The sequence below is a fragment of the Desulfosporosinus sp. OT genome, from assembly GCF_000224515.1.
GTDB lineage: Bacteria > Bacillota > Desulfitobacteriia > Desulfitobacteriales > Desulfitobacteriaceae > Desulfosporosinus.
The window spans coordinates 15737-29357 of the sequence record NZ_AGAF01000050.1 but is presented as its reverse complement, the minus strand read 5'-3'; the positions used below and the strand labels follow the sequence as shown (position 1 = coordinate 29357).

The window sequence follows — 13621 nt, the reverse complement described above, 5'->3', positions numbered from 1 at the left end:
AATAATACTTATTAACAAGCTTGCTATAATTCCATACGCACCCCAATAATTTATAGAGTCTGCAAAAAATTGTGAAGACATAGAGCTAGTTCCTTTCAGTACTAATTTTTAAAAACATTGGTGATGGTTTTTAGTTGTTCATGCTAGCCAAAAATGGGCAGTTTTTCACGATCTAATTATTTTCTGACCAAGCTCTCTTAAAGGCTAAACAAAGTGGTAAGACTTTTACTATATCAGAAAAGTACCCGAACGGGCTTATTTAACAAAATTGTTAGAATTCCGTTAACTTCATGTATTAATGTTAAAGTACAATGAAATGAAGCACTTTAAGATAGAAGTGTTCCAACAAGTCAAGTAGTGATGGAGGAAAGACATTGAACACGGGATTAGGGCTTTCTATAGTTAAAAAAATTATTGAAATGCATGACGGAAAAGTATTGGCTAAAAGTGAACCCGGTCAAGGAACTGTACTTACTATATACTTGCCATCTGCTGAACAAGCATAGTTTAAACTAGCTCAACTCAATATAATAACCAAGTGAAGGCGGTCGAATTTACCTAACCTTCTCTTTTAATATTATTATCATGATTGGTATCTACTTTAACAAAAATGTTAAAAACCTGTGACGTGTACGTAAAAAAACAACGCTATACTATACTTATCTGGGAAATAAACAGGTAAAGCTCGAACAATCGGCAGTCCGGTATGGCCTGGAGGTGTTACTTAAACTTCCTTGTCACAATAAGACTCCTTAAAATGGAGTCTTATTTTATTCTAGACTCATGAGCAGATTATTTATATCTCTTGCTTACTCTATTGTGGACTACTCTATTTGGAAAGTTAATGAATTGAAGATATTTTTTTTGCCGTTATATGAATTTCACCATTAAAGGAGAGTAGGAATGTTTGACAAGCAAAATTTAAGGAATATGGATCTACCGTTTGTAGTGGCGGTGCTCTTATTATTAGCGACGAGCCTCTTCGTGTTAAGCACTGCGTCTTATAATCTTGTGAAAGGGCAGCAATATTATTATGTCGAACTGCAAAGCATTTGGATAATAAGCGGAATTTTCTTAGTTATTATGGTTAATCGAATTGATTACCAAAAGTTGCAGAATTTTAGCTGGTATATTTACGGGTTTAATATCCTATTGCTTTCGGCAGTTTTTATTTTCGGGAGTGAAGCGAAAGGAGCTACTCGCTGGATACCCATTGCTCCAGGTATCGCGATCCAACCTTCGGAATTTGCAAAAATATTTATTATCCTTTCGTTTGCAGATTTTTTAACAAAGCGTCAAGGCAAACTAAATCGTTTCAGAGATTTTATTGCGCCTTTTTTATATGTATTACTGCCTATGCTCCTTATTTTAAAACAACCTGATCTAGGGACAAGCCTAGTGTTTGTGGCAATATTTATAGGGATGATGTTTATTGCAGGTGCGAATATTCGTAAGTTCTGTGGGTTATTACTTACAGGGGTAACCGCTGTCGGTATGGCACTATGGCTACATTTTTCAACAAACCTTCCAAGCTGGCTCAAATTCGCCGAAGGCTTGCCTCTTCCAATGAAGGATTATCAATTGAAAAGACTGACTGTTTTTATGAACCCGGCTTCAGACAGTGCAGGAGATGGTTATAATATTCTTCAAGCGATGTCGGCAATTGGCTCAGGTGGATTTTGGGGTAAAGGGTATCGTCAAGGAACACAGGGACAACTAAGTTTCCTTCCAGAACATCATACCGACTTTATTTTTGCAGTGTTCAGTGAAGAGTTTGGATTTATAGGAGTAAGTATCCTACTATTTTTCTTTGTAATTTTCCTGCTGCGTGGCATTTATATTGCCAAGCATGCGAGAGATTTGTATGGTTTGTTAATAGCATCGGGAATAATAACTATGATTTCATTTCACATTCTTGTCAACGTTGGCATGAATTCTGGTATTATGCCAGTTACTGGGATACCTTTGCCTTTCATTAGCTATGGTGGAAGTGCAATGTGGGCAAATATGATCTCAATAGGGCTCTTACTAAATATTAATCTGAGAAGTCGTCGGTTAATATTTAAATAGTTCACATGACTTAGGGGGAGTTAAAGATTATTCAGTCCAAGCAAGAGTATAGGCTCTATGTTACTGCAGACTTAGCGGCTCATTATCAAACTCGGTATAGATGGTGGTTTAGGTTTACTAGACCACTCATACATTTTCAACTAACGTTAAGGAAAGCGGAATATTATGAGAACTGCAGAAAGGATATTATAGGTAAAATTTATTTAAGTTTTTTAAAATTTAAACTTATAAAATTGTCGACAAATCTAGGCTTTACAATTCCACGGCACGTATTTGGACCTGGACTTAGTATCGCCCATTGGGGAAGTATTGTAGTACATCCCGATGTGCGGGTTGGGAAAAACTGTAGAATTCATTCAGCGGTAAACATAGGGGTATTTAATGAGAAGTGTCCAATCATAGGAGATAACGTCTATATTGCCCCCGGTGCAAAGTTATTCGGAGGTATAATTATTGGTAATAATGTAACTATAGGGGCAAACGCTGTTGTGAATAAAGACGTTCCAAGTAATGTTACTGTTGGAGGAATACCAGCAAAAATAATCTCAGAAAACAATTCTTCGGGATTAATTGTAAAAGGGTATGAAAGAGCATGCCGAAAATAGTAGATGAGAATTTTACAACAGGAGATTCGAGGGGACGCATTTGATAAGTAGAAGTAAATGGGTTCATTTTTCGCGTGATTGATGGATCTTATTGGTATCGCAGTTAATCCAATTCTTAACCTGGGTAAGGTAGGATAGGTTGTTAGATTAAGTCAGGATTAAACTTTTGATCGGAGTTCGCACCTTTCAGCGAAAGGAGGTTAATAGAGATGAATAAAAGAGAACGAAAATTTTATGTGAATAGACTTTGGGGCTTAACCTTCGTAGTGGTCCTCATTTTTACGGTTTTAGGTGTAAATATCTGGGGTTTGCAAATTTCCGAAGGTGCATATTATTCTGCCAAGGCGGAGGGGAATTACATGAAGCTTGTGAAGGTGCCTCCTACACGAGGAGATATTGTAGACAAAAATGGAAAGATTCTTGTAACAAGTGTTCCAGAGTTTGTTCTTAATTTAGATTTAATGGGTTTGCAACAATCTAAACCTAGCGATTGGAAAGATGTTATTAAGCGATTAGCGGGGTACATTAAGCCGTACTGGACTAATCCCAATCAATCGATTGAGTCGATTACTGAAGATATATTGGCTAATATTCAGAATCATCAGTGGGAACGTTATCGCCCTGTCATGATTCTAGATAAGGTTCCTCAAGAGCTCCAGGCCATTATAGCCGAGCATCAGAACGAGCTCCAAGGCGTGAGCGTTGATGCAGTTCCGCTTCGCTCCTACCCTCAAAAAAATCTTGCTGGTCAGCTCCTCGGGTATGTTCGTGAGATAGGGGACAAGGAAATTGAACAGTTCAATCAAAATGCGGATGCTCAAAAGGCGGGATTCGAGTACGCTCAGGGGGATATGATTGGCAAGATGGGGGTAGAGAAATCCTATGATTTCTGGTTGAGGGGTAAAGAGGGCATTCAACAAGTTGAAGTAGATAATCGCGCCCGCCCAGTTTCTAAACAGTTAATCCAACCACCGGAACCGGGAATGACAGTCCAACTGACGATTGATGCTGATCTGCAAAAGGTTGTGGAAGAAAGCCTCGATCAAGTTATTGCAGATGTTCAAAAGAACACTAATCCCAATGCAAAATCTGGGGCTGCCGTGGTGATGGATGTAAATTCAGGCAAGATTCTTGCTATGGTCTCACGGCCCGGGATGGATCCTAACGATTTGACCGGAATTATCTCCGATACAATGTTTGATAAGTATTTCACTAATGAAATAGCGCCGGCTGCTTCCCTGAATAGAGCGTTGTCCGGGTTGTATCCACCGGCATCAACCTTCAAGATGGTGACAGCAATGGCAGCCTTGCAACTCAAATTGACGACGCCGACTGAACTCATTGATGATAAAAAGTCCTCATTGGGAAATCTAGCTGCTCAGCAACAAGGTACTGCTGAATGGGGAGGGAACGACTTTGGTCTTGTCAATCTTTCTCGAGCGCTGGCCAAATCTTCTAATATATATTTTCAAGTTATCGGTCGCCGAGTGTTCGATTCTAATCCAGAAATTGTGCGCCAAATCGCCAATGAATTTGGGTTAGGTGTCGAAAGTGGTGTAGATTTGCCGGGAGAAGCAAAAGGAACCGCACCCTCAGCAGAATGGAAGAAAGCGTATTTTGGTCCTACTTATATTAAGGCGCGTGATAAAAAGTTGGCAATAATTGAGGCCGATTACGCGACCAAACTGGAGCAGGCCCCGGATGCGAAAAGCCGCCAGAAGCTGCAAACAAAGAAAGATGCTGAGAAAAATGCGGTTGACGTTGAGTATAAGCAAAAGGTTTATGAAAATGTTGACTGGAAGCTCTATGACAGTTTTAACAATTCCATTGGGCAAGGATATAACAGCTATACCCCTTTGCAATTAGCCAATTACACGACGACCTTGGTGAACGGCGGAAAGCGCTATACTCCGTATGTGGTCGATAAACTGTTGGATCCGATCACTGGGGAGGTAGCTCAGCAGTACCAACCCAAGGTTATCAACACAGTCACAATTTCTCCAGCTAATTTGGATGCGGTCAAACAAGGGATGCGAGCTGTAGTTACTGGTGCAGGAGATGATGCTGGGACGGCTTCGGGAATTTTTGCAGATCTGCCGGAATTTTCCGGGGGGGCTAAGACTGGAACAGCCCAGATCGGAAACGTAAACACGGCGTTAGAGAGGACCTACAATGGGGTGTTTGTGGCGTTTGCTCCTTATGATAATCCTCAGATTGCCTTCGCTGGGGTTGTCGAGTTTGGGGAGAGCGGTGGGAGTACAGCAGGCTATGTGGCAAAGGCGGCTTTTATGAAGTATTTTGGTTGGAAGTCCACGAATGGGAACTGAAAAGCGTGGGTGAAATTAATTTTGTGATACTGATGAGGAGTTAAAGGAGAGAAAGTATGCACAAGGTATTATTAACTAATGCACAGCTAAGAAAGACGCTAGCAGTCGTTAGGTCTTTGGGTAAAAAAGGCATTCAAACAATAGTTGTAGAAGAAACAAGGTTTTCGCCCACAGCTTTTTCAAAATATTGCACTAAATCTTTGGTTTGTCAAAACGCATCAGAAAACCCAGAGCATTTCTATAATTTTATAAAGAGTAAAATACAAGAGTATGGATGTGATGTGTTTTTCCCAATGGATGAGGACACAGTAGCAGTCGCCATGAAACATAAGAAAGAATTGGAGAAGCTGTGTTCAGTGCCATTGCCGTCTAATGAAAGCTATGAAACAACATCCGATAAGGGAAAAGCATACAAGCATGCCATGTCTGTTGGAGTTGATATCCCAAAAACCGTTTTTCCAAACGGAGCATACAAACTTCATGAAATAACAGCACTTTTAAAATATCCGTTGATGGTGAAGCCTGTAAAAAGTAATGGCGGAAGGGGTATAAAAATTGTATCTTCCAAGGAAGACCTAGTAAAAACGTATCTTGAGGTACATAAGCACTATCCTTACCCTGTTATTCAGGAACATCTGGGAGAAGGAGAGGTATACGATGTTGTACTTCTATATAATTCTTTCAACGAGTTGAGGGCTTCATTTGTGCAAAGGCATGTCCGAAAATATCCTCTAGTTACTGGACCAAGTACTGTTCAGGAAAGTGTTGTTTACCCTGAGATGCTTGAATTGGCACTTAAATATATGGAAGGACTCAAATGGTACGGTATTGCAGATCTTGAGTTTATGGTTCAGAGGGAAACCGGAGAAATCAAGTTTATCGAATTAAACTGTAAGTTCTGGAATTCGCTTCAGATGGGCATATATGCAGGTGTAGATTTTCCATGGCTATTGTACAAAATTGTTGTAGATGGTGACGTTGAGCCTGTTGCACAATACAAAGCAGGAATCATGTGTCGTAATCTTTTTCCGGGTGATATTCTTCACTTTGTTTTCAATAAGGACAGAAAAAGCATGAACCCTCCTTTCTGGAGTGGAAAAGGTAATAGATTTAGAGACGATATCATATCTAAAGATGATCCTATGCCTGTTGTTGGTTTCCTTGCAGCGTGTATGCGCTATGTTTTTGACATAAAAATGTGGAAATTTCTGTTAAGGCGATAACATCTTGAGTGTGGGGGATGAATACTGGTGCAAGAGAACTTTAGAGAAACGCATAAGCACAATGAAGATAGATTTAAAGAGTTAAAAAAATTTATCCGGTTGGGTACACGGGCTCCTGTTACACTACCACAGAGAATAACTAAAAAGCTTACAAATATAATAAAAAGGTATCACCCTATATATATCAACACACAGTTTAATCATCCCTTAGAGATAACTAATGAGTCCAAGGCTGCTTGCGAAATGCTTGCAGATGCAGGGATTCCTCTTGGTAATCAAATGGTTCTTTTAAACGGGATTAATAATGATAAAAACATAGTAAGAAAGCTTAACCAACAGCTTTTACTATTAAGAGTAAAGCCATATTATATCTTTCACCCTATGCAGGTAAAGGGTACAAAGCATTTCTGGGTAAGTATTGACGAAGGTCTTGATATAATGGATGGATTGAGGGGATATACATCAGGTATGGCAGTCCCGTATTATGTATTCAATGGACCGGATGGACTCGGCAAAATGCCAATTCTTCCTCAATATTTGCTCTATACCCATAAAGATAAAGCAGTATTCAGAAATTGGGAAGGCAAGGTTTTTGAAGTAGATAACATATAAATTACAAGGGGGTAGTTAAAAATCTATTTCCTCATTATGGGGTGGGTTCCTATGATAGTCGAAGCTGTCTATCACTTCGTTAAAAGCTAAAGAGCAATGCTGAGTTGTCCTTATAAGTTCCTCTCGTACGAGTGGATCACCTCTCTTGGCTGATATTAAGATATCTCAAAAAACCTAACCTATGGTGTGATTTTTTGATAATTAGTTCTCATTTGTATAACGTCCATAGTGAGTTCTCAGGCAGAGGATGGAAACAGAGCGTTAGAGATGTAGATTAGCACAAGTGGCAGAGAAGGGTGTACTGTGGAAATTCCAAAGAAGAAAAAATGGAAACTGGCCTATTTTTCCAGAGAATTCTTAGTATACATTCCTCTTGTATTTATAGTTATCTGTATCGTTGGGCGATTGTTTTATATGCAGGTCTATAACTCCGATACCTTAACTGCTAAAGGGATTTCCAATCGAACGACAAGTCAAACATTATTACCTGAACGAGGGACTATATCTGATAGCAAGGGAAATGTCTTAAGTCGGAGTGTGTTGGCTCAAGAAGTTTATGCAAATCCAAGGGGACTTACAACTCTTATCCAAACGAAGAAGTTCACCAGAATGACCAAAGAGGAGATTGCCAAATCGTTAGGAGAAATTCTAGGTCAAGATTCGAAATCTATTCTCGCCAAACTCAACAAAGATGTGTTGTGGATTAATATAGCTCGTCAAGTTGACCTTGAAAAAATAGAACAAATTCGCAAACTGAAACTTCCAGGCTTTGGTTATGCTAATGAATCCAAACGAATCTATCCCTTAGGTACATGGGCTTCATCTGTCCTAGGGTTTGTCAATCAGACGGGTCATGGGATAGGGGGTATCGAGGCTTATTATGACAAAACACTCTACGGCACTGCTGGGCAATCCATGTCGGAAAAGACCACAAGTCGTCAAGAGATTCTCGATGCTAATTCTAGCATCGAACCGCCACGGCACGGAAACAACTTGGAATTAACACTAAATACTAAGATTCAAACGATAATAGAGCAACAATTGGTCGCTTTGCAAACAACGACTCAGGCTGAAAGCGTTACTATTTTAGCCATGGACCCTCAAACGGGTAAGATTTTAGGAATGGGAACAACCCCATCGTTTGACCCTAACAAGTACGGTGAAGTCGCTCCTGAGCTTTGGACAAACAGAGCCATCAGTATGAATTATGAGCCTGGTTCAACTTTTAAAATAGTAACGGGGTCAGCTGGTCTAGAAGAAGGGCTAATCTCGCCTAATGAATTATTTGTAGACCCAGGATACATAACGTTGGGAAACCGAACGATTCGAAACTGGGACTTTGGAGTAAGACCTGCTGGCAGTATTACCTTTACCCAAGGAATGGAACAATCGTCTAATGTTGTCATGTCTCAGATGAGCTTAAGACTTGGAGCGACGAATTTTTATAAGTATCTAAGAGCCTTTGGTTTTGGTGAGAAAACGGGTATTGATATAGCCGGAGAGGAAAGAGGCTTACTCGTTCCTCAACAAAGTGTAAAAGATATCGATCTGGCAACCATGTCGTTTGGACAATCTAATTTGGTAACCCCCATTCAACTGCTGACGACTTTGTGTGCTATCGTTAATGGGGGTACGCTTTATAAGCCTTATGTCGTGGATAAAATTACCACGCCAGATGGGGTTCTTGTTCAGCAAAATCAGCCGACAGTGATTCGAAAGGTTATTTCCAAAAGCACATCGGACGAGATGGTAAAGATGATGGAAAGCGTTGTTATCAACGGAACGGGAAAATTAACGATCATCCCAGGGATTAGAGTGGGTGGGAAATCAGGAACTGCCCAAAAAATTGACCATGTAACTCGTAGTTATTCCCCTACTTCGTTTATAGCATCGTTTGAAGCCTTTGCCCCAGTCGATAACCCAAAAATTGCAGTGTTAGTGATTGCTGATAGTCCAAAGGGTGTGGAATATGAGGGTGGACCACTATGTAGTCCTGTTGCTAAAATAATTCTTCAAGGGGCTCTTGAAGAATTTAATGTTCCTTTTTCTAATGATACAAAAAGCACCATACTGGTCACCGAAAAGGATGTTCCTGTTAGACCTGTTACGTCACCGAGCGTCCCTGAGCGTCCACCACTAGCAAGCGAGGTTGTTGTTCCTAATCTTATCGGAATGACGATGAGACAGGTTGGAGAAACGGTAAGCAAGTCGGAATTGCATTTCAACTTTAATGGTAGTGGGCTTGCAATTGAACAAGACCCAGTAGGAGGCAAGGTTGTGGCCAAGGGAGTTATCGTTGAAGTTAAATTCGCACCGTTGCCACCTGCGCCCCCTCTACAAACTCCGCCTCCGACCCCGTAATAACAAAGACCAAATAAGCGAAAACCCCCCGTCTTATCGATAGAAAAGTCGGTGGGTTGTATAAAGATGGCTTTGTTAGTAAGATTTGTTGCTTTCCAGGACATAGTGTATAGCGTAACAGCAAGATGTGAGGTGGCACAAAATGGATATTATGGACTTGCTTAAGGAGTTTAGACCTTAGACAAACCCAAGAAGATGGAGCTATACGAGCTCATAAGATAGCACATGTTCCCCGATAACGCTAAATTGGGAGATTTCATTATTGACCTTCTCGAAACTCGATTCAGCGAAGGGATTTACTGTCCCCATTGTGACAGTAAAAGGGTTAAACGGAACGGTAAGTACCGTTCTCGTCAGCGTTACCTCTGCAAAGCATGTGGTAAGAGCTTTAATGATATGACCGATACCCCAAGGTGCGTAAGACGCGCCTGGCGGAGCAGCGATATGTAATCATGTGCTATAATATGTGAAACTCTGAAAAATCTTACTTTTCAAAAAGGCACTTTAGATTGTCTATTTAAATAACACATTCACCATGAGGGTTTGTATATTTTGCTAAGGAAGAAATAGATTTTAAGATTAATATTTAATATGAAAAAGGAGAAAAGTGCATGTTAATTATTTTTGCTGCGACACAAAATAAAGAAAACCGCAGCAGACTAGAAGCTTTGTATGAAGAACATGCTTCTCGGATGTATAAGGTAGCATATAGGATTTTAAATGATGAACATCTGGCTCAGGACGCTGTTCAGGAAGCTTTTATCAATATTTCCAATAATCTTGAAAAGATCATTGGAACTGACTGTAACAAAATAAAGGCTTTATTCGTTATTATTGTTAGAAACGTTTCCATTGATATCTATCGACTGAGGAGAAAGCAATACAGCGTTTCTATTGAAGAGATTGAAGAAGATTTACCCGAATCGGGACCAAGTGTTGAAGAAATTCTCATGAATAATGAAACTTTTACCAGAGTGGCAGAAAAAATTAAGGAATTACATCCGTCTTATGCCGATATTCTTTCGCTTAAATTTTTTTATCACTATGAAGATGAGGAAATATCCCGGATTTTAAATATTACACCCGAAAACATCCGAACACGGCTTCACCGGGCCAGAAAGAGTCTGATCAAATTATTATCTCAGGAACAGGAGGCGACAAATCATGAGTGAACACGAATCAGCGAAGGTGCAAGCAAAGGAAAAAATGCTGGAAGCACTCTTCGAATATGCCGCTGCCTGTCATGTCGAAAACATAATCGCTGAGAATCCGATTGAGGATGATTCTGCTCCTGATTTTGCCCTTCCACCCGAATTTGACCGAAAAATGAAAAAGCTGATTGCCAGGCATGACAGAAAAGAAACATTTAACAAAATAAGAAAAAGGACCGTCAGGTTCCTGTCAAAAGCAGCGATTTTTTTACTGGTCTTGTTTGGGAGTTTTACTATAGTTGTGGCTAGTGTTCAAGCTTTAAGAGTGAAAGCATTAAATATCATTCTGAATATCCAGAATCAATACACCAGCATCCAAACGAAAGATGAAAATAACGGTCAAACAAAACAGGCTACCGAGCAAATCCCGCCGAACTGGAGTGGATATGTTCCCAACTACATTCCCCATGGTTTTAAAGTTGTTAAAACAGAAGAACGTGATATGTTAAATGCTATTTATTATTCAAATGAGCAAGGCCAAACCATTCGATTCACCCAGTATCGAAGTAGCGACACAGACCTAAGAGTAGATACAGAAGATGCCACTGTACAAAATATTTCGATACACAACAGCGATGCACTTTTAGCCGAGAAACAAGGACTTGTCAGTATTGTCTGGAAGGAAGAATTTCTGTTTTCTCTTATAGGAGAAGTAGATAAAGCAGAGATGATTAAAATGGCTAAAAGTATAATCCGAAAATAAATGAAAATCTTTCCAAAAAAAAGTGTCACAAAAAGTCACCGTCTTTCGTTTATTTGGATGTAGGGATAAATGAGGGAGGTGATTTTTATGAAAAAGAGAGCAGCAGTACTCGCCCTGTCACTTTTAATTCTTTGCCTGGTTCCCATGCAGGCGTTTGCCCTTGAGACTAATCAAGTAACCAACTCAGAAATTGGACCATTATGGGTCAGCATCACGGAATTCACAAATTCCTTTGAAATTTCCGGCAGCGGACTAGCTCAATTTGATACAAGCCTTTATGCCCGAAGCAACATAAACAAAGTAGTCATTAATGCCAGTATCCAACAATACACCAATGGCAGTTGGCAGACAATCAAAAGCTGGACGAGCACTTCTTACAGCAACAGTGGATATCTAAATCAAAAGTGGTATGTCGTGAGCGGTTATTATTACCGCCTGGTTTCAACCGGAGCAGTTTATCAGGATGATGTCCTGGTAGAACAGACTTCTTACACGGGTCCAAGTTATTGGTATTAGGAAAATTTACATGCTTCAATTTCGAGCAAATAGCTTACAAACGATTTAAACGATTAATTACAAGGAGGAGATTAAATGTTTAAAAAGGTTATTACCCTGGCCATTTCTTTGTTGTTAGTAGTTAGCTCGGTTAGTACAGCATTTGGTGCACAAGATACCAATAGTAGTTCTCAAAAAACCAAGGAACAATTAGTCCAAGAGATGTTAAACGACGGGTTAAGTATTGATGACGCCAATTACTATGCCGATGTCTCCAAAATGTTCGACAAGTGGAAAGATGAAGGGAAAGTCCTGGATTTAGCAAACGTTAAAGAGGATTTAAGCGATGAATATGTTAATAGCAATCCCAAGGATTTCAGGGCCCGGATTTTATCGGGTGATATGGTTGCTATTAAAAAAGCGTTTTTTTCTCAAGCCGAAAAGAATGGCCAAAAAGACATACAGGAGTACTTAAAGAAGAATCCTAATGTTTCATCAGTTAAAATAGCTTATCCAGATTCCAGCTATATTGTTGCAGTTGGACATACCACTAAAGCAGTTAACAAAGAGGACAAAGGAATTCAAACGAACTCATGGATGCCGGGGCCCTGGAACAGAGACTATGACGGTGGTTATGATGCAAGTGTATTTAACGAGCCTGGAAGTTACGCTACTTATTTCGAAGAACAGACTTTTAGCGGAACAAACTACTTAAAAGTAAAATGCTTGATAGACTGGACATTAACCGGTTACGATATTAATACTTGGAGGGCTAGGATTACTAATGCTTCCGGTGCTGCCTCTTCGGTTGGATTGGCCGATATTGTATTCAGAAATGGAGTAAATCATTATAATGACACAGACCTTTACGATTATGCCCAAGCTTACTATTACGCCGATATGAACACGAAGACTGCTTACACCGTTGGTTCGGGATTTTCAGAGTCCTTCTCAACCAACCACTATTATACACAATACTCCATTATTGAAATTACTCGTGCCGGTGCATTGCAATTCTGGTGGGGATTTTACGATTAAAGCCAAGAATTAAATTTGTTTGGGGCATTCGGCATGTATTTAATACCAGAATGCTCCAATGTCTAATGCGAGGAGAAATATATGAAAAAACGTTATAAAGTTATCCTTACATTTTTACTAACTTTGATATTGGTTTGTTCAGTTATTTTTGTTACTTCTCTGCGCAATCAAACTTATGAAATAAAAAACATTGAAGAAAATAAGTGGGCTTTTCAAGTTGTTGGTGCTTGGAATTTAAATGTTACATACCCGTGTATCAATATAAATAGAATCAAAATAGGAATAATTGATACATATCCCCCAGATATTGCGCAAATTAAAACAATCGGTAACCCGAAAACATATGATGATCATGGTGTTATGGTTTCCAGCTTGATCGCTTCGATCTTACATACTAACGGCAAATCAGATATTCCGATATACTTTTTTCCAATAGCCAAGGATGATTTTAATGTTAATGCCCTGGCTAAAGAGATCGAAAAAGCTTCAAACATGAAAATAGATGTCCTAAACATAAGTTTAGGGAGTTTCAATAATGACGAAAAATTGCATAATGTAATTCGCGATGCAACACGAAAGGGAATGATAATAGTTGCATCTGCCGGGAATTCTGGTTCTGATGCCTATAATTATCCTGCTTCTTATCCAGAAGTAATTTCAGTTGGGGCATTGGGTAAAAACTTAAATGTATTAAATTCTAGCAATTCCAACAATGCAGTTGCATTCTATGCCCCAGGGGATGATATTATAATCAAGAATTCTTCGCAAACCCTTGATTTTTCCGGAACATCTGCATCTACACCTTTTGTAACTGGTCTAATAACATTAATGAAATTAAGCAAATCTGACCTTACTGGTGAAGAAATTAAAAAGATAATTGATAATAGTTCATCCAAATATAGTGGTTTATGGAATGGTTCGAATGTATATGTAAAATTGATCAACTATAAAAAAGCATTAGGAGTGATTAATTAGT

Annotated in this window: 12 protein-coding genes and 1 pseudogene; all 13 read left to right on the top strand. The window is 39.4% G+C overall.

Going from position 1 to position 13621, the window contains the following annotated elements:
* Positions 1–371: 371 nt before the first annotated feature.
* A pseudogene (locus tag DOT_RS04140) lies at positions 372–506 on the top strand (ATP-binding protein); the annotation flags it as partial.
* Between the two features lie 397 nt (positions 507–903).
* Positions 904–2070 carry a rod shape-determining protein RodA gene (gene rodA, locus DOT_RS04135; protein ID WP_009614608.1) on the top strand — a complete coding sequence of 389 codons (1167 nt, stop codon included), beginning with the start codon at positions 904–906 and terminating at the stop codon, positions 2068–2070.
* Between the two features lie 326 nt (positions 2071–2396).
* The gene (locus DOT_RS31220) at positions 2397–2675 is read left to right on the top strand and encodes a serine O-acetyltransferase (RefSeq protein WP_202798697.1); all 279 of its coding nucleotides are present in this window, start codon (positions 2397–2399) and stop codon (positions 2673–2675) included.
* 209 nt (positions 2676–2884) lie between these two features.
* Positions 2885–5002 carry a penicillin-binding protein 2 gene (mrdA, locus tag DOT_RS04125; protein ID WP_009614605.1) on the top strand — a complete coding sequence of 706 codons (2118 nt, stop codon included), beginning with the start codon at positions 2885–2887 and terminating at the stop codon, positions 5000–5002.
* A 56-nt stretch (positions 5003–5058) separates the two neighbouring features.
* On the top strand, positions 5059–6225 hold the full coding sequence (locus DOT_RS04120; protein ID WP_009614604.1) for an ATP-grasp domain-containing protein: 1167 nt from the start codon (positions 5059–5061) through the stop codon (positions 6223–6225).
* Positions 6226–6252: 27 nt separating this feature from the next.
* Positions 6253–6837 carry an L-lysine 2,3-aminomutase domain protein gene (locus tag DOT_RS04115; RefSeq protein ID WP_009614603.1) on the top strand — a complete coding sequence of 195 codons (585 nt, stop codon included), beginning with the start codon at positions 6253–6255 and terminating at the stop codon, positions 6835–6837.
* Positions 6838–7140: 303 nt separating this feature from the next.
* Positions 7141–9198 (top strand): penicillin-binding transpeptidase domain-containing protein, encoded by a 2058-nt coding sequence (locus DOT_RS04110; protein WP_009614602.1) that lies wholly within the window; start codon positions 7141–7143, stop codon positions 9196–9198.
* 262 nt (positions 9199–9460) lie between these two features.
* Positions 9461–9598 carry a hypothetical protein gene (locus DOT_RS31605; RefSeq protein WP_009614601.1) on the top strand — a complete coding sequence of 46 codons (138 nt, stop codon included), beginning with the start codon at positions 9461–9463 and terminating at the stop codon, positions 9596–9598.
* Positions 9599–9809: 211 nt separating this feature from the next.
* Entirely contained in the window at positions 9810–10370 is a 561-nt protein-coding gene (locus DOT_RS04105) for an RNA polymerase sigma factor (RefSeq protein ID WP_009614600.1), read from the top strand.
* Positions 10363–11112, top strand: a complete 750-nt coding sequence (locus tag DOT_RS04100) for a DUF4367 domain-containing protein (protein WP_009614599.1) — start codon at positions 10363–10365, stop codon at positions 11110–11112. The genes DOT_RS04105 and DOT_RS04100 overlap by 8 nt, the downstream gene beginning before the upstream one ends.
* Before the next feature lie 87 nt (positions 11113–11199).
* Positions 11200–11628: a hypothetical protein gene (locus tag DOT_RS04095; protein WP_009614597.1), complete on the top strand. Its 429-nt coding sequence runs from the start codon at positions 11200–11202 to the stop codon at positions 11626–11628.
* Positions 11629–11703: 75 nt separating this feature from the next.
* Positions 11704–12645, top strand: a complete 942-nt coding sequence (locus DOT_RS04090) for a hypothetical protein (protein ID WP_009614596.1) — start codon at positions 11704–11706, stop codon at positions 12643–12645.
* An 81-nt stretch (positions 12646–12726) separates the two neighbouring features.
* The gene (locus tag DOT_RS04085) at positions 12727–13620 is read left to right on the top strand and encodes a S8 family serine peptidase (RefSeq protein WP_009614595.1); all 894 of its coding nucleotides are present in this window, start codon (positions 12727–12729) and stop codon (positions 13618–13620) included.
* Position 13621: the final 1 nt, after the last annotated feature.